General features: G+C 65.5%; 20 protein-coding genes and 1 other RNA gene. 12 read left to right on the forward strand and 9 right to left on the reverse strand.

Translation table 11 applies throughout. The annotated features are described in order from the left end of the window. Positions 1-76: 76 nt before the first annotated feature. The gene (locus tag I6F38_RS37795) at positions 77-823 is read right to left on the reverse strand and encodes a YebC/PmpR family DNA-binding transcriptional regulator (protein ID WP_225163984.1); all 747 of its coding nucleotides are present in this window, start codon (positions 821-823) and stop codon (positions 77-79) included. A gap of 213 nt (positions 824-1,036) precedes the next feature. Here I6F38_RS37795 and I6F38_RS37800 point away from each other — a divergent pair, with 213 nt between their 5' ends. Beyond that, complete coding sequence (locus I6F38_RS37800; protein ID WP_225163985.1) at positions 1,037-2,815, forward strand: methyl-accepting chemotaxis protein; 1,779 nt, start codon at positions 1,037-1,039, stop codon at positions 2,813-2,815. A gap of 197 nt (positions 2,816-3,012) precedes the next feature. Next, the gene (locus I6F38_RS37805; protein ID WP_225163986.1) at positions 3,013-4,437 is read left to right on the forward strand and encodes a methyl-accepting chemotaxis protein; all 1,425 of its coding nucleotides are present in this window, start codon (positions 3,013-3,015) and stop codon (positions 4,435-4,437) included. 299 nt (positions 4,438-4,736) lie between these two features. Here the strand turns inward: I6F38_RS37805 and I6F38_RS37810 are convergent, their stop codons facing one another. The 5 genes from I6F38_RS37810 to I6F38_RS37830 all read right to left on the reverse strand — a co-directional run bounded on the left by I6F38_RS37810 (position 4,737) and on the right by I6F38_RS37830 (position 7,379). After that, on the reverse strand, positions 4,737-5,564 hold the full coding sequence (locus I6F38_RS37810) for a TIGR00282 family metallophosphoesterase (RefSeq protein WP_092087611.1): 828 nt from the start codon (positions 5,562-5,564) through the stop codon (positions 4,737-4,739). A 2-nt stretch (positions 5,565-5,566) separates the two neighbouring features. Beyond that, positions 5,567-6,145 carry a 5-formyltetrahydrofolate cyclo-ligase gene (locus tag I6F38_RS37815; protein ID WP_137476855.1) on the reverse strand — a complete coding sequence of 193 codons (579 nt, stop codon included), beginning with the start codon at positions 6,143-6,145 and terminating at the stop codon, positions 5,567-5,569. 171 nt (positions 6,146-6,316) lie between these two features. Then, positions 6,317-6,477, reverse strand: a non-coding RNA gene (gene ssrS, locus I6F38_RS37820) — 6S RNA. A 201-nt stretch (positions 6,478-6,678) separates the two neighbouring features. Next, positions 6,679-7,062, reverse strand: a complete 384-nt coding sequence (gene zapA, locus I6F38_RS37825; protein WP_028332812.1) for a cell division protein ZapA — start codon at positions 7,060-7,062, stop codon at positions 6,679-6,681. Further along, positions 7,059-7,379 (reverse strand): DUF4164 domain-containing protein, encoded by a 321-nt coding sequence (locus tag I6F38_RS37830; RefSeq protein WP_018269681.1) that lies wholly within the window; start codon positions 7,377-7,379, stop codon positions 7,059-7,061. The genes zapA and I6F38_RS37830 overlap by 4 nt, the downstream gene beginning before the upstream one ends. A 335-nt stretch (positions 7,380-7,714) precedes the next feature. Here I6F38_RS37830 and tkt point away from each other — a divergent pair, with 335 nt between their 5' ends. From tkt to I6F38_RS37870, 8 genes are all read left to right on the forward strand, one after another. Beyond that, complete coding sequence (gene tkt / locus I6F38_RS37835; RefSeq protein WP_225163987.1) at positions 7,715-9,697, forward strand: transketolase; 1,983 nt, start codon at positions 7,715-7,717, stop codon at positions 9,695-9,697. A gap of 160 nt (positions 9,698-9,857) precedes the next feature. Further along, positions 9,858-10,865 carry a type I glyceraldehyde-3-phosphate dehydrogenase gene (gene gap, locus I6F38_RS37840; RefSeq protein ID WP_016842563.1) on the forward strand — a complete coding sequence of 336 codons (1,008 nt, stop codon included), beginning with the start codon at positions 9,858-9,860 and terminating at the stop codon, positions 10,863-10,865. Between the two features lie 179 nt (positions 10,866-11,044). Next, positions 11,045-12,241 (forward strand): phosphoglycerate kinase, encoded by a 1,197-nt coding sequence (locus I6F38_RS37845; protein ID WP_225163988.1) that lies wholly within the window; start codon positions 11,045-11,047, stop codon positions 12,239-12,241. Between the two features lie 131 nt (positions 12,242-12,372). Next, positions 12,373-13,440 carry a class II fructose-bisphosphate aldolase gene (gene fba, locus I6F38_RS37850; protein WP_057016199.1) on the forward strand — a complete coding sequence of 356 codons (1,068 nt, stop codon included), beginning with the start codon at positions 12,373-12,375 and terminating at the stop codon, positions 13,438-13,440. A 316-nt stretch (positions 13,441-13,756) separates the two neighbouring features. Next, a complete protein-coding gene (locus I6F38_RS37855; RefSeq protein ID WP_225163989.1) occupies positions 13,757-14,782 on the forward strand; it encodes a class I fructose-bisphosphate aldolase in 1,026 nt (341 codons plus the stop codon). Continuing rightward, complete coding sequence (locus I6F38_RS37860) at positions 14,783-15,472, forward strand: thiamine phosphate synthase (protein ID WP_225163990.1); 690 nt, start codon at positions 14,783-14,785, stop codon at positions 15,470-15,472. A gap of 7 nt (positions 15,473-15,479) precedes the next feature. Beyond that, the gene (locus tag I6F38_RS37865) at positions 15,480-16,562 is read left to right on the forward strand and encodes an HcpA family protein (RefSeq protein WP_225163991.1); all 1,083 of its coding nucleotides are present in this window, start codon (positions 15,480-15,482) and stop codon (positions 16,560-16,562) included. Positions 16,563-16,791: 229 nt separating this feature from the next. Further along, on the forward strand, positions 16,792-17,586 hold the full coding sequence (locus I6F38_RS37870; protein WP_225163992.1) for an inositol monophosphatase family protein: 795 nt from the start codon (positions 16,792-16,794) through the stop codon (positions 17,584-17,586). 14 nt (positions 17,587-17,600) lie between these two features. On the opposite strand, the gene I6F38_RS37875 is transcribed toward I6F38_RS37870, so the two are convergent. The 3 genes from I6F38_RS37875 to I6F38_RS37885 form a co-directional block, all read right to left on the reverse strand. Continuing rightward, on the reverse strand, positions 17,601-18,743 hold the full coding sequence (locus I6F38_RS37875; protein ID WP_225163993.1) for an AAA family ATPase: 1,143 nt from the start codon (positions 18,741-18,743) through the stop codon (positions 17,601-17,603). Between the two features lie 117 nt (positions 18,744-18,860). Then, positions 18,861-22,016: a multidrug efflux RND transporter permease subunit gene (locus I6F38_RS37880; protein ID WP_225163994.1), complete on the reverse strand. Its 3,156-nt coding sequence runs from the start codon at positions 22,014-22,016 to the stop codon at positions 18,861-18,863. A 6-nt stretch (positions 22,017-22,022) separates the two neighbouring features. Then, entirely contained in the window at positions 22,023-23,228 is a 1,206-nt protein-coding gene (locus tag I6F38_RS37885) for an efflux RND transporter periplasmic adaptor subunit (RefSeq protein WP_225163995.1), read from the reverse strand. 541 nt (positions 23,229-23,769) lie between these two features. Between I6F38_RS37885 and I6F38_RS37890 the strand changes: the two genes are divergently transcribed. After that, positions 23,770-24,756, forward strand: coding sequence for a flagellar motor protein MotA (locus I6F38_RS37890; protein ID WP_092087987.1), 987 nt, complete (start codon positions 23,770-23,772; stop codon positions 24,754-24,756). A gap of 27 nt (positions 24,757-24,783) precedes the next feature. Continuing rightward, on the forward strand, positions 24,784-25,812 hold the full coding sequence (locus I6F38_RS37895) for a peptidoglycan -binding protein (protein WP_057016193.1): 1,029 nt from the start codon (positions 24,784-24,786) through the stop codon (positions 25,810-25,812). The last annotated feature ends 319 nt before the right edge of the window (positions 25,813-26,131 follow it).

Raw genomic sequence — 26,131 nt, forward strand, 5'->3', positions numbered from 1 at the left:
CCCGCGCATCCATCGATCAGAGAAGCCTTTGCTTTTTGATGGATTGCCGGGTCAAGCCCGGCAATGACAAAGCAAACTACCCGCCCATCTTCGCGATCAGAGCGTCGGACACCTCGAAATTGGCGAACACGTTCTGGACGTCGTCGTGCTCGTTGAGCAGGTCCATCAGCTTCAGCAGCTTTTCGCCGGTCTCGTCGTCGACCGCGACGGTGTTCTGCGGTTTCCAGGTCAGCGCCGCCTTGCGCGGCTCGCCGAACTTCGCCTCCAGCGCTTTTGCGACTTCGCGGAAAGTGTCCTGCGAGGCGTAGACCTCGTGGCCGGCTTCGCTGGAGACCACGTCGTCGGCACCGGCCTCGATCGCGGCATCCAGCATGGCGTCGTCGGAGGCGACCTTGGCGTCGTATTCGATGATGCCGGTGCGGTCGAACATGAAGGCGACCGAGCCGGTTTCGCCGAGATTGCCGCCCGACTTGGTGAAGAAGGAGCGGATATCGGAGGCGGCGCGGTTGCGGTTGTCGGTCAGCGCCTCGACGATGACGGCGACGCCGCCGGGGCCATAACCCTCGTAGCGGATCTCGTCATAGTTCTCGCCCTCATTGCCCGCCGCCTTCTTGATGGCGCGGTCGATATTGTCCTTGGGCATGTTCTCGGCGCGGGCCGCGACCACGGCGGCGCGCAGCCGCGGATTCATCGCCGGGTCCGGGGTGCCGAGCTTGGCCGCCACGGTGATTTCGCGGGCCAGCTTGCCGAAAAGCTTCGACTTCTGGGCATCCTGCCGGCCCTTGCGGTGCATGATGTTCTTGAATTGGGAATGGCCGGCCATGCGACGTCTCTTCGGAGCTTAGGGTCTGAACAGGAATGGAAAACGCGGCCTTATAGGCCCCTCGCGGTCAAAATCAAAGGATCGGCGGGGCCTTCCGGCGGACGAATACTACCGCAAGCCGGAATATGAGGCACTTGTTAACCATGACTTCATGCCCGGATGCGAGGATCGCCCCGTCCCGCCGCAACTTTCCACAGCCCCCAAAGAGCCCACATGGCGTTCGGTTTGTTTCGAAAGCAAGTGCCGGAGCCGGCTGCGCCGGCCGTCGCGCCGCAGGTTCCAACCGCGGCCGCAGCCCCTGAGGTCTCGACCGAGGCTGATTCGGCCAAGGATTCGTCCAAGGATTCCTCCAAGGAGATCCTGGAATTGCTGGAACTCGAGCTCGGCGCGATGATCCGCCAGCTCGAACGCGCCGCAAGCTCGGTCGCCGACGGCGCCGAGGCGACGGCGGCCAAGCTCGCCACCATCCGCGCCCGCACCGACGCGCTGACCGGCCGCAGCAGCGATGCACAGAGCACCGCGACGACGTTCTCGCAAGCCGCCGACCGTTTCACCCACTCCGCCGAGGGCATCGGGGCACAGGTGCGCAGCGCGAGCCAGCTCGCCGACGACGCCGCGGCCGCGGCGCGCGAGGCCACCGCCAATGTCGATCGCCTGCGCGAATCCTCGGCCGCGATCGGCAACGTCGTCAATCTGATCGCGCAGATCGCGCGGCAGACCACGCTGCTCGCACTGAACTCGACGATCGAGGCGGCGCGCGCCGGTGCCGCCGGCAAGGGCTTTGCGGTGGTCGCAACCGAGGTCAAGGCGCTGGCGGTGCAGACCCAGAGCGCGACCGAGGAGATCACGCGGAAGATCGAGGCGTTGCAGAAGGACGCCACCGGATCGGCGGACGCGGTGCACCGCATCTCGCAGGCGATCGAAAAGATCCGCCCGGTGTTCGAGAACGTCAAGGGCGCGGTCGCCGAGCAGAATGAAATCACCGGCGAGATGGGGCAGAATGCCGCCTCCGCTTCGCACTTCATCGTCTCGGTCGGCACCAGCGCCGGCGAGATCGACAGTGCAACGCGCGAAGCCGCCGCGCATGGCGACAATGTCGCCAAGGCCGGCAAGGCGGTGACAGCGTTCGCGCAGAAGCTGAAAGCGCGCTGCGCGGTGCTGCTGCGCCAGGACGAACGCGGCGATCCGCGCAAGAACGAGCGCCTGCCCTGCAGCCTCAAGATCGAGATCACGACCGCGCGCGGCATCGTCACCGCGCCGGTCTACGAGATCGCGATGGACGGCATTCTGATCGGCGGACCCGATGCCGAGAAGCTGCCGGTGCAGGAGACCCTGAACGCGACCTTGCAGGAGATCGGCGCGTGCCGGATCCGGATCGGCGAGCGCTCCAAGGCAGGCAGCCAGGCCCGCTTCGAGGCGGCAACCGCCGAGCTGCGCGAAAAAATCGAAGACCGGATGTGGGCGATCCACGAGGAGAACGCCGAGCTCGTCACCCGCGCGATCGAAGCCGGCAGCGCGCTGAACAAGATCTTCGAGAACGGGCTGGCGAGCGGCGCGATTACGATCGCCGACATGTTCGACACCGACTATGTCGAGATCGCAGGCACCAACCCGGTGCAGTACCGCACCAAAATGCTGGACTGGGCGGAGCGCACGCTGCCGGCGTTCCAGGAAGCATTCCTCGCCAGGGACAAGCGAATGGCGTTCTGCGTGATGATCGACCAGAACGGCTATCTGCCGGTCCATAACAAGCCCTACTCGCAGCCGCAACGGACGGGCGACGTGGCATACAACACCGCCAACAGCCGCAACCGCCGCATCTTCAACGACGCCGCGGGCCTCGCCGCCGGCCGCAACCAGCGCGCCTATCTGATCCAGACCTATGCGCGCGACATGGGAGGCGGCAACACGGTGATGATGCGCGAGATCGACGTACCGATCCGCGTGCGCGGCCGGCACTGGGGCGGTTTCCGCACCGCCTACAAGCTTTAGCGGCTTCGTAGCCCGGATGCAGCGAAGCGTAATCCGGGATGCGTGTTTCCACGGGCAGGAATCCCGGATTTCGCTGCGCTGCATCCGGACTACACAGTGCGCGCTCAGGCAAGACTGGCAGCGCGAATCACGCTTTAGGATCGGAATGGGGAATGCTGCGGCGGCCGACAGGCCGCTGTAACGGAGGAAGCGTCGATATGTCGGCCGCGCAGCTTGCAGTTCTGGATACGTCATCGGACCGAACGCTGGCCGAGCGGCTGGTGGACCAGCTCGCCGACCGCATCGGCGGCCTCGGGGTGGAACTCGCCGACATCGCCGGCAACGTCCAGGAAGTCGCGAACCGCGTCAGCAGCCAGTCCGAGCGCTTCCATCATTTGCAGACGACGGCCGAGACGATGGTCGCCGCCAATCACGACATCGCCAACGCATCGCAGGCGGTGCAAACGACCGCATCCGCCGCGGTCGGCCAGATCGCGGAGTCCCGCCATGTGGTCGAGACGGCGGTCAACCATATTGCAGAGCTCGTCGCGGCGGTCGGACGGATCGAGGCGCGGCTCGCCGCGGTCGGCTCCGCGCTGAGCCAGGTCGCCAAGGTTTCCGGTTCGATCGAGGCGATCGCCAAGCAGACCAATCTGCTGGCGCTCAACGCCACCATCGAGGCGGCGCGCGCCGGCAATGCCGGCCGCGGCTTTGCCGTGGTCGCGAGCGAGGTCAAGAACCTTGCGGAAGCAACCCGCCAGGCGACACATCAGATTTCCGACACCGTGCGCGATCTCGACGGCCAGATCGGCAGCCTGATCGGCGAGAGCAGCGATGCCTCGTTGCGCGCCAAGAGCGCCGGCGAAGGCGCCCAGCAGATTTCGGGCATCATCATGCGCGTGCAGGAAGGCTTTTCATCCGTCGGCGCCGAGATCGGCAGCGTGGCGCGCGCCGCGACCTCCAATCTCGGTCATTGCGACAGCGTGATCGCGGAGCTGAACGAGCTGGCGAAGGGCGTCGATCTCTCCTCGCGCGACCTCAAGCACGCCGACAGCCGCGTCGCGAAACTGCTCGAGCTCTCCGAGAGCCTGATCGTGACCATCGCCGACAGCGGCGTGGAGACCAGTGACACGCCGCTGATCCGCGTCGTGATCGACACCGCAAGGCAGATCTCGGAGCTGTTCGAGAATGCCGTCGCGCGCGGCGAGATCACGCTCGCGCAATTGATGGACGAGAATTATCGCGAGATCGCCGGCACCAATCCGAAGCAGTATCTGACGAACTACGTCGCCTTCACCGACCGCGTGCTGCCCGCGATCCAGGATCCGATCCAGAAGAGCGATCCGCGCATCGTGTTTTGCGTCGCCTGGGCGCGCAGCGGCTATCTGCCGACCCACAATCCGAACTACCGGCAGCCGCAGGGGCCGGACCCGGTGTGGAACAACGCCAATTGCCGCAACCGCCGCCTGTTCAACGACCGCGCGGTGAGCAAGGTCGCGGCCAACACAAAACCGTTCCTGCTGCAGACCTATCGCCGCGACATGGGCGGCGGCAATTTCGTGCTGATGAAGGACCTGTCATCGCCGATCGTCGTGAACGGCCGCCACTGGGGCGCATTCCGGATGGGTTTTCGGCAGAGCTAGACCAGCCCCTTGGCCGGGACGGGGGATGCAATGCCAAAATATGGAAAACAACCCCATGCAAAGTAAGCCGGCGGCTGTCGGCGCTCGACACTGCACTTGACACGTCGGGCAACTCAGAAGTACTCTTCTATTATTCCGAAATAGCGCGAACACTCCTCGTCGCGGAATCCGCGGCTCCGTCCCCCGTCATTGCGAGGAGCGACAGCGACGAAGCAATCCATGCCGCCGCTTGTGGTAAGATGGATTGCTTCGCTTCGCTCGCAATGACGAAAAAATCTGCAGCGAGCGAGCGCTGAAACTCACTTCACCCAAAACCCCGGCACCGCAGGCTCGAGCCGCCCGCCGGCGCGCACCGGCGCGACCTTCACCGCAAGCCCGGTCGCATCGTCGGTCTCGACCGCGATACCGCTCAGTGTTGCCACACCGCCCGCCGGCTCGAAACGACCGGAGGGAATGCCGGTGAGGAAGCGCTGCAGCGGCTCCTCCTTCTGCATGCCGATCACCGAGTCATAGTCGCCGGTCATGCCGGCATCGCTCATATAGGCGGTGCCGCCCGGCAGCACCTGATGATCAGCGGTCGGCACGTGGGTATGGGTACCGACCACGAGGCTGACGCGGCCGTCGCAGAAGAAGCCGATGCCCTGCTTCTCGCTGGTCGCCTCGGCATGGAAATCGAGCACGATGGCGTCACAGCCCTCGCGCAGCGGGCAGGCCTCGAGCTCGCGCTCGATGGCGCTGAACGGATCGTTCGAGGACGGCTCCATGAAGACCCGGCCGATCGCGTTGAGGACCAGCGCGCGCTTGCCGCTCTTGGTATCGACCAGCGTGGCGCCGCGGCCGGGCGAATGGCGCGGAAAATTCAGCGGGCGGATCAGGCGCGGCGCGCGCTCGATGAAGACCAGCGCCTCCTTCTGATTCCAGGCGTGGTTGCCGAGCGTGATCGCATCGGCGCCGGCGTCGAGCAGCTCCTGATAGATCGCCTCGGTGATGCCGAAGCCGCCGGCGGAATTCTCGCCATTGACGACCACGAGATCGAGCGACCAGTCCCTGATCATGCCGGGAAGGTGGTCGGCGATGGCGGTGCGGCCGGTCCTGCCGACGACGTCACCAACGAAGAGAATTCGCAAGGCTAGCTACTCCGGAAATCGAACGTCTTGCGCTCCGTTAGCACAAAATCAAGCGGGACGTCGTGCGACAGCGCCGGAATCGCCTTGGTTTCCTGTGCAGCAAAGGCAAGTCCGACCCCGATTACATGCTTGGCCTTGCGCAGATGCGCGAAGGTATAGTCGTAATAACCCGCGCCGTAGCCGATGCGGTGACCGAGCTTGTCGAATGCCGCGAGCGGCACCAGCATCACGTCCGGATGCACCTCGGCGGCGGCCGGCGACGGCTCGGGAATGCCGAGCGGCCCGAGCATCAGCCGGTCCTGCGGCGACCAGCTGCGGAAGGTCAGCGACTGGCCGCGCGCGTTGATGCAGGGCAGCGCGAGCCGCGCGCCCTTGTCGGCAAGCTTCTTCATCAACGGCGCCGGATCGAGCTCGCTGCGGATCGGCGCATAGCCCGAGACGATCATGCCCTGCGCGATCTCGAACGGCGCGCCGCGCTTGGCGAGCGCTTCGGCAGCCGTCGCGCGCTGCTCGTCGCTCAGCGCGTCGCGCTTGGCGAGAGCCAGCGCCCGGAGCTCGGCCTTCGATGGAGATGCGTGCATAATCCATCTTCCGCTGTCGTCGTCCGCGACAACGGACGATCCATCATTCCAGAGACGCTAGCTTTCGTTAAGGCCAGGCCGCGGCGCGCTGGACGCCCCGTATCGCGGGGCACAACACTGCTAGACAATTCAACCGCCGCAGCGCGACGACAAGGCAACAGCAAAAATCAGTGCGAAGCCGCAGAGGCCGTTGGAGCGCTCGATCCCGGAGTTCCCTACGAAAGTAGGTGGGCACCATATGTCCGGGTCCACGGACCCGGCCAGGGACAGTTCCCTAAAGGATCGATAAGGCCCCGGGGATATATGGCTCCTGACGCACGACGCAGCTTCGCGGGGCTAATCTAGCCATCGTTGCCCCAATCCGCCAGCGGTAAGGAAGACGCAGTCTTGCCTCCTGGAAGAAACTGTCATGGCCGGGCTTGTCCCGGCCATCCACGTCTTTCTTTTCATGGAGACAAATACGTGGATGCCCGGGACAAGCCCGGGCATGACGAATGTGTGGAAACACCGAGACCAACAGGGACGAACGAAGATCACCCGATCGCGATGCCGCCGCCGATGGTGCGGTTGAGCACCTGCGTGGTGCGCTCGATCCGCTCCGCGGCGGCGTTGAGCGCGTTGGAGACCGCGGTCTGGGTCGCGCGGGCGCGGTCGATGGCGGCAACGCGCGCGTTGCGCAACTGCTCGACCTCTTCCTCGAGGCTGCGGATGCGTGCGCTGGCGTCGACCAGTTCGTCGCAGGCGGTGAGCGCTGCCATCACCGTCAGCCGCGCATCGCCGATCTCGCCGAACTTGCCGCGCAGCGATTCGACGCGCTGCTGGAGATTTTCCGCGAGCTTCAGCAACCGCACCTCCTGGCCCTCCTCGCAGGCCATCCGGTATTGCCGGCCATTGATGGTGACGTTGATGTGGCTCATCTGCTGTCTCCGCCGTCGAGCACGGCGCGAATGCTGCCGATTGCCGCGTCGAGTTTTTCCGCGATCTCGCGATTGGCGCGCTCGAGCTTGCGCGTCTTCACCAGCGATCCGTCGAGCTCGTCGGCAAGCCTGGAGCGATCGGCGCCGAGCGCCTGGATGCGGCTCGCCAATTCGTTCTCGTCGCGGTCGGCCTCGCGGCGCCGCTCCACCGAGCTTTCCAGCGCATCAAGCGCTGCCATCAGCCGCTTTGTCGCAGCATCGATATCGGCAAGCGGTGCCTCGGTATTGCCAGACCCGTTGGCGAGACGATCACTCATGACACGCGGCGTGGACCCTTCAAGTCGGTTGGCTTGGTAGCCTGCGGAAGACAGGCCTGCCGCACGGCAAAACTGGCGGTTCGGCAAGCGTTTACGGGACGAAATTTACGTGGCAAGCGAGCCCAGCGCAACGGCGGCGCAGAACTATGCACCGTTGAATGAAATAGGGCGATTTCGGGCCACTTTTCCCCGTTTTGAGGCGTTTCATCGCCTTGGACTTGCGGAATTGAGGTGCTAATCCACCCCCAACCCGTAAGGCCATCCACGCGCGTATCGCGGCTGCCCGCCCCGATCCGTTCAGCAATCAGCTCCTCATTTTAGGCGGACTTTTCATCATGACGCAGGTCGATCACACCCGTATGGCCAATGCGATCCGTGGCCTTGCCATGGACGCCGTCGAAAAGGCGAATTCCGGCCATCCCGGCCTGCCGATGGGCGCCGCCGACATCGCGACCGTCCTGTTCACAAAATTCCTGAAATTCGATGCGGCCGACACGGCGTGGCCCGATCGCGACCGCTTCGTGCTCTCGGCCGGCCATGGCTCGATGCTGCTCTATTCGTTGCTGTACCTCACCGGCAACAAGGACATGACGCTCGACCAGCTCAAGCATTTCCGCCAGCTCGGATCACTGACGCCGGGCCACCCCGAGAACTTCCACACCAGGGGCATCGAGACCACCACCGGTCCGCTCGGCCAGGGCATCGCGACCGCGGTCGGCATGGCGCTCGCCGAGAAGATGCTGGCCGCCGAGTTCGGCAAGAAGATCGTCAACCACCACACCTATGTGCTCGCCTCCGACGGCGACCTGATGGAGGGCATCTCGCAGGAAGCGATCGCGCTCGCCGGTGTCTGGCGGCTCAACAAGATGATCGTGCTGTACGACGACAACGGCATCTCGATCGACGGCCCGACCTCGATCTCCGATTCCGTCGATCAGGTGAAGCGCTTCAAGTCCGCAGGCTGGGCCGCCGAATTGATCGACGGCCACGATCCGCAGGCCATCGCCGCTGCAATCACCCGTGCGCAGAAATCCAACAAGCCCTCGATGATCGCCTGCAAGACCACGATCGGATACGGCGCGCCGCACAAGGCCGGCACCGCCAAGGCGCATGGCGAAGCGCTCGGCGCCGACGAGCTCAAGGCGGCCAAGGAGAAGCTCGGCATCTCGCTCGAGCCGTTCTCGGTGCCCGACGATGTGCTGAAGGCCTGGCGCGAGGCAGGCGCCCGCGGCGTCGCCGAGCACAAGGCGTGGGACGAACAGTTCGCGCAGCTCGGCAGCCGCAAGCGCGCCGAGTTCGAACGCCGCATTCGCCACGAGCGGCCGCAGTCGCTCGCCAAGGGGCTGCGCGCCTTCAAGAAGGGGCTCCTGGAAAATCCGCTCAACGTCGCGACCCGCAAATCGTCGGAAGCCGCGATCGAGGTGATTGCGGCTGCGATGCCGATGGAATTCGTCGCCGGCTCCGCCGACCTCACCGGCTCCAACAACAACAAGGCGAAGTCGGCGACGGCGTTCGGTGCCAAGACGCCGAAGGGCCGCTTCATCCATTACGGCGTCCGCGAGCACGGCATGGCGGCGTGCCTCAACGGCATCTTCCTGCATGGCGGCTTCGCGCCGAACGGCGCCACCTTCCTGGTGTTCACCGACTACGCGCGCGGCGCGATGCGGCTGTCGGCGCTGATGGGCACCGGCGTCGTCTATGTCATGACCCATGACTCGATCGGCCTCGGCGAGGATGGCCCGACGCACCAGCCGGTCGAGCATCTCTCCGCGCTCCGCGCGATGCCCAACATGCGCGTGTTCCGTCCCTGTGACGCGGTCGAGACCGCCGAGTGCTGGGAACTGGCGCTCAACCGCGTCGACGGACCGACGGTGCTGGCGCTGACCCGCCAGAACCTGCCGCAGCTCCGCACCACTGCGCCGAACGACAACCCTTGCAGCCACGGCGCCTATGAGCTGGTCGCGGCGCAGGGTGACGCAAAAGTGTCATTGTTCGCGTCGGGTTCCGAGGTCCAGATCGCGGTCGAGGCGCAGAAGCAGCTCGCCGGACGCGGCATCGCGACGCGGGTGGTCTCGGTCCCGTCGCTGGAATTGCTGCTGGCACAGCCCGCCGAGCGGCAAAATGCCATTATCGGCAACGCTCCGGTCAAGATCGCGATCGAGGCCGCGGTGCGCTGGGGCTGGGATGCCGTGATCGGCCATGACGGCGAATTCATCGGCATGCACGGATTCGGCGCCAGCGCCCCGGCGAAGGACCTTTTCCGGCATTTCGGCATTACTGCTGAAGCCGTCGTTAACGCTGCCACGAAGCGCGTCTGACGCTGGCCTGACACCCGTCGGCCAAGGTTGAGCTTGTCGCAAAAAAGGATTACCTAAGCTTCATCTTTTCCGTACGCGCCCGGCCGAACCGGGCGTTCCGCCGTAAAAACCTCGTGGGAGCGCTCCCGCGGGGCTGACAACAGCATTAGAGGAGACGAGCATGGCAATCCGCGTCGCGATCAACGGGTTTGGGCGTATCGGCCGCAACATTCTGCGCGCCATCGCCGAGTCCGGCCGCAAGGACATCGAGGTGGTCGGCATCAACGACCTCGGCCCGGTCGAGACCAACGCACACCTGCTGCGCTTCGATTCCGTGCACGGCCGCTTCCCCGGCACCGTCACCGTCGACGGCGACACGATCAGCCTCGGCGACAACAAGATCAAGGTTTCCGCCGAGCGCGATCCCTCCAAGCTGCCGTGGAAGGCGCTCGGCGTCGACGTCGCGCTGGAATGCACCGGCATCTTCACCGCGAAGGACAAGGCCTCCGCGCACCTCACCGCCGGCGCCAAGCGCGTGCTGGTGTCGGCGCCCGCCGACGGTGCTGACGCCACCATCGTCTACGGCGTCAACCACGACACGCTGACCAAGGATCACCTGGTGATCTCGAACGGCTCCTGCACCACCAACTGCCTCGCGCCGGTCGCCAAGGTCCTGAACGACACCGTCGGCATCGAGACCGGCTTCATGACCACGATCCATGCCTATACCGGCGACCAGCCGACGCTCGACACCCTGCACAAGGATCTCTATCGCGGCCGCGCCGCGGCGATGTCGATGATCCCGACCTCGACCGGTGCCGCGAAGGCGATCGGCCTCGTGCTGCCCGAGCTGAAGGGCAAGCTCGACGGCGTCTCGGTCCGCGTTCCGACCCCGAACGTTTCCGTGATCGACCTCAAGATCGTCGCCAAGCGCGCAACCGACGTCAAGGAGATCAACGAGGCGATGAAGCGTGCGTCCGAGCAGCAGCTCAAGGGCATCCTCGGCTACACCAACGCGCCGAACGTCTCGATCGACTTCAACCACGATCCGCACTCGTCGACCTTCCACATGGACCAGACCAAGGTGCAGAACGGCAACTTCGTGCGCGTGATGTCCTGGTACGACAATGAGTGGGGCTTCTCGAACCGTATGGCGGACACCGCCGTCGCGATCGGCAAGCTGGTTTAAGTTCGACTGTTCGCGATGCCCGGCTCACCGCCGGGCATCTGCGCGTTTGCCGCTCCGTCATTCCGGGATGGTCCGCAGGACCAGACCCGGAATCTCGAGATTCCCCGATGCGCAATTGCACATCTGAGGTTCGATGCTCCGCACCGCCCCGGAATGACCCCAGGAGTTCGACACCCCCCATGACAAAATCGTTCCGCACCCTCGACGACGTCAACGTGAAGGGCAAGCGCGTGCTGCTGCGCGTCGACCTCAACGTCCCCATGGAAAATGGCCGCGTCACCGACGCCACCCGGCTCGAGCGTGTGGCCCCCACCATCACCGAAATTTCCGACAAGGGCGGCAAGGTGATCCTGCTCGCCCATTTCGGCCGCCCCAAGGGACGCGATCCCAAGGAATCGCTGAAGCCGGTCGCTGAAGCGCTGTCGAAAGTGATCAAGCGCCCGGTGGCCTTCGCCGAGGACTGCATCGGCGAGCCCGCGGCCGCCGCTGTCGCGGCCCTCAAGGACGGCGACATCCTCTGCCTGGAAAACACGCGTTTCCATAAAGAGGAGGAGAAGAACGACGCCGGCTTCGTCGCTGAGCTCGCCAAGCTCGGCGACATCTGGGTCAACGACGCCTTCTCCGCCGCGCATCGCGCCCACGCCTCGACCGAAGGCCTCGGCCACAAGCTTCCGGCCTATGCCGGCCGCACCATGCAGGCCGAGCTCGATGCGCTCGGCAAGGCGCTGGAAGCGCCGACCAAGCCGGTGGTCGCGATCATCGGCGGCGCCAAGGTCTCGACCAAGATCGACCTCTTGGAAAATCTCGTGAGCAAGGTCGACGCGCTGGTGATCGGCGGCGGCATGGCCAACACCTTCCTGCACGCGCAGGGCGTCGCCGTCGGCAAGTCGCTCGCCGAAAAGGATCTTGCCCCGACCGCGCTGCGGATCATGGAGAAGGCCAACGCCGCCAACTGCGCCATCATCCTCCCCGTCGACGCTGTCGTCGCCAACCAGTTCGCCGCCAACGCGCCGTCCCATGCCTATGGCCTCGATGCGATCCCGGCCGACGGCATGATCCTCGACGTCGGTCCGCAATCGATCGCGCGCATCCATGCCGCGATCGACGACGCGGCGACGCTGGTCTGGAACGGCCCGCTCGGCGCCTTCGAGCTGACGCCGTTCGACCGCGGCACCGTGGTATCGGCCAAACATGCCGCCGAACGCACCAAGGCCAGGAAGCTGATCTCGGTCGCCGGCGGCGGCGACACCGTCGCGGCGCTGAACCAGGCGGGCGTGGGCGGCGATTTTTCCTACGTCTCGACCGCGGGCGGCGCGTTTCTTGAATGGATGGAAGGCAAGCCGCTGCCGGGCGTCGAAGTTCTGAAAAACCGTTGATCCAGAGCATGATCCGGAAAAGTGTGAAGCGGTTTTCCGAAAAGATCATGCTCAAACAAAGAGCAAAAGCGCGATGAAAATGAGCTCATCGCGCTTCACATCCGCGAACTTGCACTACAGGGAGAAATGGAATGGCTCGCATAACGTTGCGGCAACTGCTCGACCACGCGGCCGAGCATGATTACGGCGTACCTGCCTTCAACATCAACAACATGGAACAGGCGCTGTCGATCATGGCGGCAGCCTCCGAGGTCGACGCGCCCGTCATCATCCAGGCTTCGCGCGGCGCGCGGTCCTACGCCAACGACGTCATGCTCAAGCACATGATGGACGCCGTCACCGAGATCTACCCGCAGATCCCGGTCTGCGTGCATCTCGACCACGGCAACGAGCCCGCGACCTGCATGACCGCGATCCAGGCCGGCTTCACCTCGGTCATGATGGACGGCTCGCTGAAGGCCGACGGCAAGACCCCCGGCGACTGGGACTACAATGTCGGCGTCACCAAGACCGTGACCGGCATGGCCCATCTCGGCGGCATCTCGGTGGAAGGCGAGCTCGGCGTGCTCGGCTCGCTCGAGACCGGCATGGGCGACAAGGAAGACGGCCATGGCGCGGAGGGCAAGCTGTCGCACGACCAGCTGCTGACCAACCCGGACGAGGCCGTGAAGTTCGTCAAGGAGACCAAGGTCGACGCGCTGGCGATCGCGATGGGCACCTCGCACGGCGCCTACAAGTTCACCCGCAAGCCCGACGGCAACATCCTCGCCATGAACGTGATCGAGGAAATCCATCGCAAGCTGCCGAACACGCATCTCGTCATGCACGGCTCCTCGTCGGTGCCGCAGGAGCTGCAGGAGATCATCAACGCCAATGGCGGCAAGATGAAGCCGACCTGGGGTGTGCCGGTCGCCGAGATCCAGCGCGGCATCAAGAACGGCGTGCGCAAGATCAACATCGACACCGACAACCGGATGGCGATGACCGGCCAGATCCGCAAGGTGCTGAAGGACAATCCGGAAGAGTTCGATCCGCGCAAGTACCTGAAGCCCGCGATGGAGGCGATGACCAAGCTGTGCAAGCAGCGCCTGCAGGAGTTCAACACCGCGGGCCAGGCCAGCAAGATCAAGAAGGTGCTGACCACGGCGGAAATGGCCAAGCGCTACGCCGCGGGCCAGCTCGACCCCAAGGTCGCCTGACGTATCTCTCCCTCTCCCCGCCCTTCGCGGGGAGAGGGTTGGGGTGAGGGGCTGCTTCCACGAGCGGCGAACGCGGTTAGACCTGTACCCTCTCACCCGGATTGCATCCAGCGATGCAACATAGCCGAAGCTCGACTTCGGCGTTCTTTGCCGACGGCCGCCGAAGGCGGCCTGTGCCTCTCCCCGCAAGCGGGGCGAGGTGAACAGAACAAGCCAAATCTAAGCGCGATCTCAGCCGCGACGAACGTTTTCTAGGCATTTGCCCGAGAACCGCCTATTTTGGTTTGCAAAGGCAATGGCTCTGGAGGACGCCCCGATGAACCTCTCCGACCTCAACAAAATCGCGCTTGCCATGGTCACCCCGGGCAAGGGCATTCTCGCCGCCGACGAATCCTCCGGCACCATCAAGAAGCGGTTCGACGCCATCAAGGTCGATTCGACCGAGGACAATCGCCGTGACTATCGCGAGATGCTGTTCCGCTCGCAGGAGGCGATGAGCAAGTACATCTCCGGCGTCATCCTTTACGACGAGACGATCTGGCAGAATGCCAAGGACGGCACGCCGCTGGTCAAGCTCATCGAGCAGGCCGGCGCGATCCCCGGCATCAAGGTCGACGAGGGCACGCAGGCGCTGCCGAACTGCCCAGGCGAACTCGTCACCGTCGGCCTCGACAAGCTCGCCGAGCGGCTGAAGAAATATTACGAGCGCGGTGCGCGCTTTGCGAAGTGGCGGGCGGTGATCGATATCGGACCGCGAATCCCGACCCAGACCGCGATCCGTGCCAACGCCCATGCGCTGGCGCGCTACGCCGCGCTGTGCCAGGCCGCGCAGATCGTCCCGATCGTCGAGCCGGAGGTGCTGATGGACGGCGATCACGACATCGACCGCTGCTACGAGGTGACGCAGCGCGTGCTGAACCGCACCTTCCAGGAATTGCGGGTGCAGCGCGTCGCGCTCGAAGGCATGATCCTGAAGCCGAACATGGCGATCTCGGGCAAGAAGTGCCCGAAGCAGGCGCCGGTGCAGGAAGTCGCCGAGAAGACCATCCGCCTGCTCAAGAGCTGCGTACCGGCCGCGGTGCCCGGCATCGCCTTCCTCTCCGGCGGCCAGAGCGACGAGGAAGCGACCGCGCATCTCGACGCCATGAACAAGATCGGCAATTTGCCCTGGCGGCTGACCTTCTCCTATGGCCGTGCGCTGCAGGCGGCGCCGCAGAAGGCGTGGTCCGGCAAGCCCGACAACGTCCCCGCGGGCCAGCGCGCCTTCTCGCATCGCGCCCGGATGAACGGGCTCGCGAGCACCGGCAATTGGGACGCCGGCCTCGAGAAACAGGCGGCATAGTTGGCGACCAAGCCCGTTCCGCCGCGGCCGACGCCGCGCCTCTATCTGGCAACGCCGGCGGTCGATGAGCCTGCGCGGCTTGCGGCCGAGCTCACCGAGCTGCTTGCCGCGGCCGATGTCGCGGCCGTGCTGGTGCGGCTGCGCGAGAGCGATCCGCGCAGCATGATCTCCACCATCAAGGCGCTGGCGCCCGCGATCCAGAACGCCGGCGCGGCGCTGCTGATCGACGGTCATCCCGATATCGTGGCCCGCGCCGGCGCCGACGGCGCGCATCTGACCGGCGTCGCCGCGATGGAAGAGGCGGCGCCGTCGCTGAAACCTGACCGCATTGTCGGCGTTGGCGGGCTCGCGACCCGCCACGATTCCATGGCCGCGGGCGAAGCCGGTGCCGACTATGTGCTGTTCGGCGAGCCCGACGCCAACGGACAGCGGCCCTCGCGCGAAGCCATCGCCGAGCGGCTGGAATGGTGGGACGAATTGTTCGAGCCGCCCTGCATCGGCTTTGCAACCTCGCGCGAGGAAGCCGAGGCGTTTGCGGCGGCCGGTGCGGATTTCGTGCTGGTCGGAGACTCCATCTGGTCCGATCCGCGCGGCGCCAAGGCGGCGCTCGCCGAGATCGGCGATGCGATTGCGCGGGCGCATGCCGGCACATTCGGCAAGGCCAAGGCCGACGGAAAGGCCGAGGGATGACGCCGGAATGAAATGCCTGCGTCCGATAGGTGTTGCGCTCGGCTGCACGATGCTGGCGAGCGGCGCGATGGCGCAGCTCTCGATCACGCCGCCGGCACAGACGCCGCCCGCGAAGAAGGAGGCTCCGAAGCCGAAGGTGCATTCGCCGGTCGCGAAGAAGCCGACGCCGAAGCCCGCCGCCTCCGCGACGCCGAAGCCTGCCGCATCTCCGACGCCCTCGCCGACCCCGACCCAGGCCGTCGACGACCCCAATGTCGACCTCGTCTACGGCGCCTATCAGCGCGGCATGTACAAGACCGCGTTCGATCTCGCGACCGCGCGCGCGCAGAACAACAACGATGCCAAGGCCATGACGATGCTGGGCGAGCTCTATGCCAATGGGCTCGGCGTCAAGCGCGACTACGTCAAGGCCGACGAGTGGTACAAGCGCGCCTCCGATGCCGGCGACCGCGAGGCGATGTTCGCGCTCGCCATGATGAAGATCGCGGGCCGCGGCGGCACGGTCGACAAGGATGCCGCGGTCAAGCTGCTGGCGTCGTCGGCCAAGCTCGGCGAGCCCAAGGCGGCCTATAATCTTGCGCTGCTCTATCTCGACGGCCAGACCCTGCCGCAGGACCTTCGCCGCTCCGCCGAGCTCTTGCGCATGGCCGCCGACGCCGGCAGCCCCGAGGCGCAATACGCGCTCGCGACCTTCTACAAGGAAGGGACCGGCGTGCCGAAGGACCTCGAGAAGGCGGCGCGGCTGCTGCAGGCTGCCTCGGTGGCCGACAATGTCGATGCCGAGGTCGAATATGCCATCGCGCTCTACAACGGCTCCGGCACCCCGCGGAACGTGCCGGCGGCGGTGGCGCTGCTGCGCAAGGCGGCCCGGCAGAACAGCGCGATCGCGCAAAACCGCCTCGCCCATGTGCTGGCGACCGGCGCCGGCGCCCCGGTGGACAAGGTCGAGGCGCTGAAATGGCACACGGTCGCCAAGACCGCCGGCAAGGGCGACCCCGATCTCGACGACATCCTCGCCGATATGAGCCCGGAAGACCGCGCCAAGGCCGAGGCAGCCGCGCGAAAATGGATCGGAAACAACGTCAAATGACGCCTTGACGGCGCCACTTCCAGAGGGCACCCAGTCCGGAAACTCGGGCGGCTAGGTCGCTCCCTCCTGATCCGTCATCCTGAGGAGCGCGAAAGCGCGTCTCGAGGGATGAACGGCCCGGTCCGGGGCCGTGCACCCTTCGAGGCTCGCTCCGCTCGCACCTCAGGATGACGGATTTGCGTGCGCCGCCTGATCGACTTTCACATTTCTCGGGTCACAAGTTCTCATCATGCTCTATTCCGCTCTCATCAATGTCATGGTCAAGGCCGCGCGCCGCGCCGGCCGCAGCCTTAAGCGCGACCTCGGCGAGATCGAACATCTCCAGGTGTCGCTGAAGGGGCCGGCGAACTTCGTCTCGCTCGCCGACAAGCGTGCCGAGGAGATGCTCTACACCGACCTCGAGAAGGCCCGCCCCGGCTACGGCTTCCTCGGCGAGGAAGGCGGCAAGCGCGAAGGCAGCGACAAGAGCCACACGTGGATCGTCGATCCCCTGGACGGCACCACCAACTTCCTGCACGGCATCCCGCAATTCGCGATCTCGATCGGGCTCAAGCGCGAGGACACCGTGATCGCCGGCGTGATCTACAATCCCGCCAATGACGAGCTCTACATCGCCGAGCGCGGCAAGGGCGCCTTCCTCAACGACCAGCGGCTGCGCGTCGCCGGCCGCCGCCAGCTCAACGAATGCGTTGTGGCCTGCGGCCTGCCGCATATCGGCCGCGGTAGTCACCAGCTGGCGCTGCAGGAGATGGCTGCGCTGCAGACCAAGGTCGCGGGCTTCCGCCGCTTCGGCGCCGCCTCGCTCGACCTCGCCTTCGTCGCCGCCGGCCGGCTCGACGGCTATTGGGAGCGCAATCTGCAGGCCTGGGACGTCGCGGCCGGCCTGTTGATGGTGCGCGAAGCCGGCGGCACCGTCTCCGGCATCCAGGGCAATGACGACCCGCTGCAGACCGGCCACATCGTCTGCGGCAACGAGTTCGTGCACGGCGAGCTGATCAAGATCCTGAAGCCGCTCGGGCAGTAACGCGACGGCGCGATCTAGTCGTCGTCGCCGTCATCATCGTCATCGTCATCCTCGCGGTCGCGAAATTCACCGCCGGCGGTCAGGCCCTCGATGGTGGTGGCGCCCTTCGCCTTGATCACCCGGCGCAGCGGGACCGAACTTTCGCTCCGCAGCGCCTCCATCAGAGGCTCCGAATGGGTGACGATCCAGATGTCGGCGCGGCGCGACGCCTTGGCGATCAGCCGCGCCAATGGCGCCAGTAGCGACGGATGCAGGCTGGTCTCGGGTTCGTTCAGCGCGATGAACGGCGGCAGCCGATAGCCCATGAACACGGCGAGCAGGCAGATATATTTCAGCGTGCCGTCGGATAGTTCGTGCGCCTTGAACGGCCGCGGCATGTCCGCCTGCAGCAGCTCGAATTCGCACCGTCCGTTGTCCGCCCATGCCTGGAGCTCGGCGCCCGGGAACGCATCCTCGATCGCATCCTGCAAGTCGACCGCATCCTGCCTGATCGCGCTGAGCGTTGCCAAGGCGGCGGCCAGGTCGCTCCCATCGGCGCTCAGCGAGGGCGTCGTGATGGCGAGACAGGGCTTTCGAATCGGCGAGCCCGGATCGGTGCGAAAATCGTGATAGAAGCGCCAGCTCTGCAGCGAGTTTCGGATCAGGTCGATTTCGGGACACGCCTTGCCGTCTAGGAAATCCGCGAGCGCGGTCTCCGACGGCAGCACCGCATCCTTGTGCTCGCTCCAGGCGCCGCTCTCGCCGCGGACGCTGACGTGTGAATTGGTCCGCTCCATCATCAGGACTTTGCGCTTGCCGTGGATCGCCTCGATGCGTTCGGACTTGATCATCGGCTCGCCGGGAAATGCCGCCTCGAGCGGGCCGGGATGCCCGAGCTCGATGGCGTATTTGACGTGATCGAACCTGACCTCCAACCGCAGCCTTGCATCCTCGCCGCGCTTGCGCAGGCCCGACCAGCAGACCGACTTCAGCCCGCCCTCGTCAGCGATCGTGCGCGTGATCCGGCCGGTTGCCGCGTCGCGCAGCAGCGACAGCGACTTGTAGAGATTGGATTTGCCGACCCCGTTCTCGCCGACGAACACGGACAGCGGCTGGATCGGCATGAAGAGCCGCCGGATCGAGCGATAATTCGAGATCGCAATATCGCTCGGCCGCATCGCATGCCCTCAATCCCGGGGGTTGCCCAAACGCTTCCCGTTCAATCCAGAGCTGCAATCTGGATTGGTCGGCTCGCGAAAGCAAGCCGCTGATCTGAGCAGCACCGATCCCTGATATCAGTGACCGATCCTTGCCGGCGCGGGCGGGCCATACACCTCACCCTGCCCCGGCGCCTTCTCGCGGTCACCGGCCAGCACGCGCTGCACGCTGACGAAGAACACCGGGACCAGGAGCAGCGCGAGGATCACCACCGCGATCATGCCGCCCATCACTGACGTGCCGAGCGCCTGCTGGCTGGCGCCGCCGGCGCCGGTCGCGATCGCCATCGGCAGCACGCCGCAGACGAAGGCAAGACCGGTCATCAGGATCGGGCGGAATCTGAGGCTGCACGCCTCGATTGTCGCCTCGACCAGCGGCTTGCCCTGCGCGCGCAGATCCTTGGCAAACTCGATGATCAGGATCGCGTCCTTGGCGGCAAGACCGATGATGGTGATCAGGCCGACGGTGAAATAGACGTCGTTGGACAGCCCGCGCATCGTCGCCGCCACCACCGCACCGAGAATGCCGAGCGGAATGGTGAGCAGCACCGCGAGCGGAATGGTCCAGCTCTCATAGAGCGCGGCAAGCAGCAGGAACACCACCAGCACCGAGAGCGCGAGCAGAAACGGCGCCTGCGAGCCCGACAGCTTCTCCTGCAGCGACTGGCCGGTCCATTCGTAGCCGAAGCCGCGCGGCAGCTTGTCGGCAAGCCGCTCCATCTCGGCGATCGCATCGCCCGAGGTGAAGCCCGGCCGCGCCTCGCCGGAGATGCGCACCGCCGGATAGTAGTTGAAGCCCGCGATCTGCGTCGGTCCCTTCGACCACTCGATGGTGGCGAAGGCCGAGAACGGCACCAGCTGGCCGCGGCTGTTCTTGACGTTGTAGTTGAGGATGTCGTCCGCGTTCATGCGGCTGGTCTTGTCGGCCTGCACGATGACGCGCTGCATGCGCCCGCGGTTCGGGAAGTCATTGATGTAGTTCGAGCCGAGATTGGTCGAGATCGTGTTGTTGATGTCCTCGAAGGTGACGCCGAACGCGCCCGCCTTCTCGCGGTCGATCATCAGATTGACCTGCGGCGCCGGCGGCAGGCCTTCGACATAGACCTTCTGCAGGATCGGGCTGGCATTGGCCTCCGCGATCAGGCGATCGGACGCGGCGATCAGCGCCGAGTAACCCTTCTGGCCGCGATCCTGCAGGCGGAACGAGAAGCCCGAGGAGTTGCCGAGGTTGTCGATCGGCGGCGGCTGCAACGCCGAGATCCTGGCGTCGCGGATCGACGACAGGTCGCGGTTGATATCGGCGACGATGGCGGCGGCCGAATCCTTCGGGCCGCGCTCCGACCAGTCCTTTAGCGTGATGAAGGCCTGCGCGGTGTTCATGCCCTGGCCGAGGAAGCTGAAGCCGGTGAGGAACGTGACGTTCTCGATACCGGCGCGATCCTTCAGGTACTTCTCAACCTGCTCGACCGCGGCTTCGGTCCGGGCATAGGACGACTCCGACGGCGTCTGCACGTCGGTCGTGATGAAGCCCTGGTCGTCGACCGGCAGGAAGCCGCCGGGCAGCCGGACGAAGCCGTAGGCGACGCCGAGGAACAGCACGAGGTAGATCAGCATCAGGCGGCCGGTGCGCTTCAGCCCGGCCTGCACCGTGCTGACATAGCCGGCGCGGCTGGTGTCGAGCACGCGGTTGAACCAGCCGAACACGCCCTTGCTGGCATGGCCGTGGCCCTTCTTGACCGGCTTGAGCAAGGTCGCGCACAGCGCCGGCGTCAGCGACAGCGCGAGCAGCGCCGAGAACGCGATCGCCGCCACCATGGTGACCGAGAACTGCCGGTAGATGATGCCGACCGAGCCGGGGAAGAACGCCATCGGCACGAACACCGCCATCAGCACCAGCGTGATGCCGATGATGGCGCCGGTGATCTGCGACATCGCCTTCTTGGTGGCTTCCTTCGGCGGCAGGCCCTCCTCCGCCATGATGCGTTCGACGTTCTCGACCACGACGATGGCGTCGTCGACGAGGATGCCGACCGCCAGCACCATGCCGAACATGGTCAGCATGTTGATCGAGAAGCCCGCGATCATCAGCGTGGCGCAGGCGCCAAGCAGCGCCACCGGAACCACGATCGTCGGAATGATGGTGTAGCGGATGTTCTGCAGAAACAGGAACATCACGACGAACACCAGTACGACGGCCTCGACCAGCGTCGTCAACACCTTCTTGATCGAAGCCTCGACCACCGGCGTGATGTTGTAGGGGATTTCGTAGGAGATATTGGCCGGGAAGAAGCGCGACAGCTCCTTCATCTTGGCTTCGACCGCGCTCGCGGTCGCCAGCGCATTGCCCTTCGGCGACAGCAGCACCGAGAGGCCGGCGGTCGGCTTGCCGTCGAGGCGGGTGTTGAACTGGTAGCTGAGGCCGCCGATCTCGATCCGCGCGACGTCGCGCAGGCGGACCGTCGAGCCGTCGGCGTTGGCGCGCAGGATGATGGCGCCGAACTCGTCGGGAGAGGACAGCTGGCCCTTCACCAGCACCTGCGCGGAAATCTTCTGGGTATCGGTGCTCGGCTCGGCGCCGATGCTGCCGGAGGCGACCTGGGCGTTCTGCGCCGTGATCGCCTTGTTGACGTCGTCGGCGGACAGGCCGTAGCCGACCAGCTTGGCCGGATCGATCCAGATCCGCAAGGACCGCTCGGTCGAATACAGCGTGGCGCGGCCGACGCCGGGGATGCGGCGCACCTCGCCCAGCACGTTGCGGATCATGAAGTCGCCGAGGCCCACTTCATCCAGCGAGCCGTCGGTCGAGTTCAGCGTGATGATCTGCAGCACGGCGGACGAGGCTTCCTCGACCAGGATGCCCTGCTGGATCACGGCGCGCGGCAGCCGCGCCTCGACGCGCTTGAGGCGGTTCTGCACCTCGACCGAAGCCTGGCTGGTGTCGGTGCCCGGCTTGAAGTTGGCGATGATCTCGACCTGGCCAAGCGAGTCGGAGGTCGATTCGAAGTTCAGGATGTTGGCGGCGCCGTTGAGCTCCTCCTCGATCAGCCGCGTCACGCTGTTGTAGAGGTTCTCCGGCGACGCGCCGGGATAGCTGGTCGAGATCGAGATCGAGGGCGGCGCGATGATCGGATATTGCGCGACCGCGAGCAGCGGAATCGAGATCGCGCCGATCAGACAGATGAACAGCGCGACGACCCAGGCGAAGATCGGCCTGTCGATGAAGAAGCTAGGCATGTCGGATCACCGCACTGCGTGCGCGGTCTGGTGCGAATCCGTCGGTGCTGCAGCTGCGTCGACCTCGCGCCAGGCTTGCGGCCGGACCTTGTCGCCGGCGGCGAATTTCTGGAACCCCTCGACGACGACCTTGTCGCCGGCCTTCAGGCCATCGGTCACGAACCAGGAACCACCCTGCAGCGAGCCGGTGCGCACCGGCTGCACCGCGACGTGATTGTCGGCCTTGACGACGAACACCTCGCTGCCGCCGCCGCCATTGCGCTGGATCGCCTGCTGCGGCACGGCAATCGCATCGCTGTCGATGCCCTGCTCGATCAGCACGCGCACATACATGCCCGGCAGCAGGATGCGATGCGGGTTCGGGAACTCGCCGCGCAACGTCACCTGCCCGGTATAGGCGTCGACCTTGGCGTCGGAGAACAGCAGCTTGCCCGGCAGCGGGTAGATCGAGCCATCGTCGAGCACGAGGCGCACCTTCATCGCGTCGGGCGCGATGCGGTCGAGATCGCCGCTCTCGAAGGCACGGCGGAGCTGGTTCATCTCGGTCACCGACTGCTGGAAGTCGGCGTAGATCGGATCGAGCTGCTGGATGGTCGCAAGGCTCGCGGCGTCGTTCTGCACGACGAGCGCGCCCTCGCTGACCAGCGCCGCGCCGATGGTGCCGTCGATCGGCGCGCGGATCGTCGCATAATCCAGATTGAGCTTGGCACGCGCCACGTCGGCCTCGCGGCCCTGCACGTCGGCCTCGGCCTGCTTCAGCGTCGCGATCGCCTTTTCGTTCTCGGCTTCCGGCGCCGCGCGCTGGCTGGTCAAGGTGGCGATGCGGCGAGCCTGCAGCGCGGACTGCTCGAGCACGGCCTTGGCGCGCGCCAGCGCCGCCTCGGTCGACTGCAATTCGACTTCGAACGGGCGCGGATCGATCTGGTACAAGGGATCGCCGGCCTTCACCTCGGTGCCCTGATGGAACATACGGTTGACGATGATGCCCGAGACGCGCGGACGCACCTCGGAAACACGGGTCGGCGCGATGCGGCCCGGCAGCTCGCGCAGCATCGCGCGCGCCTGCGGCTTCACGGTGACGACACTGACGTCCGGCTCGGGTGCTTGCACGGCGGCGGTTGCGGTGTTCGGCTCGTCGCAGCCTGCAAGCAGTGGCGCCGTCACGGCCAGCATCAGAGCAATGCATGCCGATTGCGCGCGAAGTCCAGACATTGAGATAATCGCCCCTGAAAGGTTTGAACAAACGAACGGCGGTGTCACGGCGACACCGCTCGCGTTGCTGCGATGAAAATAAAATCTGCTTGCTGCGACGCAATGCGTTTTTGGGCGGCTCAATGTCACAGAACGCTATCACTCTGATTTCGCGGCATCTTTTGTCTTGTCACCGCATTGTGAGCGGGTTCCATCGCAGGCTGTGGGAATGCATTAAGGTCTGCGTGAGCGGGAACCCCGCCATTTTGCCTGCGCGGAATGCCGCACCTCGCAACACCGAGACCATCGGACCGAATCACCATCGTCGCGTTCGCCTCACCGAACGACGCGTGCAAGCCGACCTCATTTCGCGATCTGCGGGTGGGGTGTGCAGTTCAGCGGATGGTGATGCGCAGAGCGGTCGGAAAGCCGTGCAAAGCGGCAACGGCCCACGAGATTCCAACTCAAGGTCCTGTTTGCTGCCCCTGGAATCGGCTTTCCTCACTCCGCCGCTGTGCCATATTGCTCGCAGATGCGGCCTTCGCGAACGGATGACCCGGCAATGCCTCCTTCCCGCTCCGACATGGAGATCGAATTGAGCAAGCTGTCCTCGCCTCGTATCTTCCTGGTGCGGATGCTGGTGTTCCTGGTGCTCTGCGGCCTGGTCGGGGTCGTGCTGTACAAGCAGATCGTCACCGCCTTCTTTGCCAATCCGGGGCTGAACGCCCTGATCGGGGCGGTGCTGCTGATCGGAATCATCCTGGCGTTCCGCCAGGTGATCCGGCTCTATCCCGAGGTCGCCTGGGTCAACAATTTCCGCATCGCCGATCCCGGCCTTGCGGTCGAGCGCCGCCCGACGCTGCTTGCCCCGATGGCCGCGATCCTCGGCGGCGAACGCTCGGGGCGGATGTCGATCTCGCAGCAGACCATGCGACATCTGCTCGATTCGATCGCAACCCGCCTCGATGAAGCCCGCGACATCTCGCGCTACATGACCGGCCTGTTGGTGTTCCTCGGCCTGCTCGGTACTTTCTGGGGCCTGATCGAGACGGTGGGCTCGGTCGGCAAGGTGATCGACGGGCTCAAGGTCGGCGGCGACTCCGGCGCGCTGTTCGATACGCTGAAGGAGGGCCTCGCCGCGCCGCTCGGCGGCATGGGCATCTCGTTCTCGTCCTCGCTGTTCGGCCTCGCCGGCTCGCTGATCCTCGGTTTCCTCGACCTGCAGTCGAGCCAGGCCCAGAACCGCTTCTACACCGACCTCGAGGACTGGCTCGCCGGCACCGTGCGCGGCATTTCCGGCGATGAAGCCGGCGTTTCCGGTAACATGCAGGGTGCGATCGATCGGCTCCGCACCGCGCTCGAGGAAGGCGGCGGCGGCCGCAGCACCACGGCCGCGATGGCCAATCTTGCCGAGGCGATCCAGGGGCTGGTTGCGCATATGCGCACCGAGCAGCAGATGATCCGCGAATGGGCCGACGGCCAGGGCGAGCAGAACCGCGAGATCAAGCGGCTGCTCGAACGCCTCGCCCGCCAGCCCGAGAAAAGCTAGCCGGGGAGCAAGCTCAAGGAGACACCCATGGCCCTCGCCCGCTCGCGCCGCAGCGAATCCGGCTTCAACTACTGGCCCGGCTTTGTCGACGCATTGTCGACGCTGGTGCTGTCGATCGTGTTCCTGCTGTCGGTGTTCCTCGTCGTGCAGTTCTTCCTGTCGCAGGAGGTCACCGGCAAGGACAAGGCACTGGAACAGCTCACCGCCAAGATCGCCCAGCTCAACGACCTGTTGTCGCTGGAGAAGCTCTCCAAGCTGACGCTCGACGACCAGGTGGCGCAGCTGCGCGCCGGCCTCGCCTCCGCGGAAGGCGAGCGCGACCGCATGAAGGGGCTCTATGAGGGGCTCGCGAGTTCCGGCAGCGACGCGCAGGGCCGCGCCAACGAGCTCAACAAGGCGCTGGAATCCGAGAAGGCCGTATCGTCGCGCGCACTGGCGCAGATCGAGCTGCTGAACCAGCAGATCAGCGCGCTGCGCCGCCAGCTCGCTGCGCTCGAAGAGGCGCTCGACGCCTCCGAGAAGCGCGACAAGGAATCGCAGAACCGCATCGCCGATCTCGGCCAGCGCCTCAACGTCGCGCTGGCGCAGCGGGTGCAGGAACTGTCGAAATACCGCTCGGAATTCTTCGGCCGGCTGCGTGCGATCCTCGGCAACCGTCCCGATATCCGCGTCGTCGGCGACCGCTTCGTGTTCCAGTCGGAAGTGTTCTTCGACACCGGCCAGGCGACGCTGTTGCCCGAGGGCAAGACCGAGCTCGAAACGGTCGCGAGCGCGCTGATCGATCTCGATAAGCAGATTCCGCCCGAGATCGCCTGGGTGCTGCGCGTCGACGGCCACACCGACGTGCGGCCGATCAACAGCCCGCTGTTCAAGTCCAACTGGGAGCTGTCCTCGGCGCGCGCGATCTCGGTGGTGCAGTACCTGGTCTCGCTCGGCGTGCCGGCGCAGCGCCTGGTCGCCGCCGGCTTTGCCGAATTCCAGCCGCTCGACACCGCGCAGACCGAAGAGGCCTACAAGCGCAACCGCCGCATCGAGCTGAAGCTGACGGAACGCTAGGCGGCAGGCGCCTGGCCAACCAGTCGTCATTGCCGGGCTCGACTGTGTTTGCGTGAACCCGTGAGGACGGGCACACGGCACTATCCGTTCGTCGTCCTGGCGAATGCCGGGACCTATAACCACCGCATTTGTTGATGAACGGGATCGTGGCCCCAGCGTCGCGCATCAATTGGGATTTGAGGTAATGGGTCCCCTGAGTTCACAAACGAAGTGCAACACTTCCTTGAGGAGGTGTTGCCATGGGGCGGACTTACAAGCAGCTCTCTCTGGACGACCGATGCGAGATTGCCTGCCTATCGGCCAATGGCAGCTCGGTCCG

It is taken from the genome of Bradyrhizobium sp. BRP56 (genome assembly GCF_020194035.1).
In the GTDB taxonomy this organism is placed as follows: Bacteria; Pseudomonadota; Alphaproteobacteria; order Rhizobiales; family Xanthobacteraceae; genus Bradyrhizobium; species Bradyrhizobium australafricanum.

Bases quoted from the DNA above. Each gene is read 5' to 3' on its own strand.
- I6F38_RS37830 (WP_018269681.1), bottom strand. From the start codon at position 7,379: ATGAGTGATCGTCTCGCCAACGGGTCTGGCAATACCGAGGCACCGCTT.
- I6F38_RS37885 (WP_225163995.1), bottom strand. From the start codon at position 23,228: ATGTCTGGACTTCGCGCGCAATCGGCATGCATTGCTCTGATGCTGGCC.
- fba (WP_057016199.1), top strand. From the start codon at position 12,373: ATGGCTCGCATAACGTTGCGGCAACTGCTCGACCACGCGGCCGAGCAT.
- zapA (WP_028332812.1), bottom strand. From the start codon at position 7,062: ATGAGCCACATCAACGTCACCATCAATGGCCGGCAATACCGGATGGCC.
- I6F38_RS37845 (WP_225163988.1), top strand. From the start codon at position 11,045: ATGACAAAATCGTTCCGCACCCTCGACGACGTCAACGTGAAGGGCAAG.
- I6F38_RS37870 (WP_225163992.1), top strand. From the start codon at position 16,792: ATGCTCTATTCCGCTCTCATCAATGTCATGGTCAAGGCCGCGCGCCGC.
- I6F38_RS37800 (WP_225163985.1), top strand. From the start codon at position 1,037: ATGGCGTTCGGTTTGTTTCGAAAGCAAGTGCCGGAGCCGGCTGCGCCG.
- I6F38_RS37890 (WP_092087987.1), top strand. From the start codon at position 23,770: ATGCCTCCTTCCCGCTCCGACATGGAGATCGAATTGAGCAAGCTGTCC.
- I6F38_RS37875 (WP_225163993.1), bottom strand. From the start codon at position 18,743: ATGCGGCCGAGCGATATTGCGATCTCGAATTATCGCTCGATCCGGCGG.
- I6F38_RS37815 (WP_137476855.1), bottom strand. From the start codon at position 6,145: ATGCACGCATCTCCATCGAAGGCCGAGCTCCGGGCGCTGGCTCTCGCC.
- I6F38_RS37865 (WP_225163991.1), top strand. From the start codon at position 15,480: ATGAAATGCCTGCGTCCGATAGGTGTTGCGCTCGGCTGCACGATGCTG.
- I6F38_RS37805 (WP_225163986.1), top strand. From the start codon at position 3,013: ATGTCGGCCGCGCAGCTTGCAGTTCTGGATACGTCATCGGACCGAACG.
- gap (WP_016842563.1), top strand. From the start codon at position 9,858: ATGGCAATCCGCGTCGCGATCAACGGGTTTGGGCGTATCGGCCGCAAC.
- I6F38_RS37880 (WP_225163994.1), bottom strand. From the start codon at position 22,016: ATGCCTAGCTTCTTCATCGACAGGCCGATCTTCGCCTGGGTCGTCGCG.
- I6F38_RS37895 (WP_057016193.1), top strand. From the start codon at position 24,784: ATGGCCCTCGCCCGCTCGCGCCGCAGCGAATCCGGCTTCAACTACTGG.
- tkt (WP_225163987.1), top strand. From the start codon at position 7,715: ATGACGCAGGTCGATCACACCCGTATGGCCAATGCGATCCGTGGCCTT.
- I6F38_RS37795 (WP_225163984.1), bottom strand. From the start codon at position 823: ATGGCCGGCCATTCCCAATTCAAGAACATCATGCACCGCAAGGGCCGG.
- I6F38_RS37855 (WP_225163989.1), top strand. From the start codon at position 13,757: ATGAACCTCTCCGACCTCAACAAAATCGCGCTTGCCATGGTCACCCCG.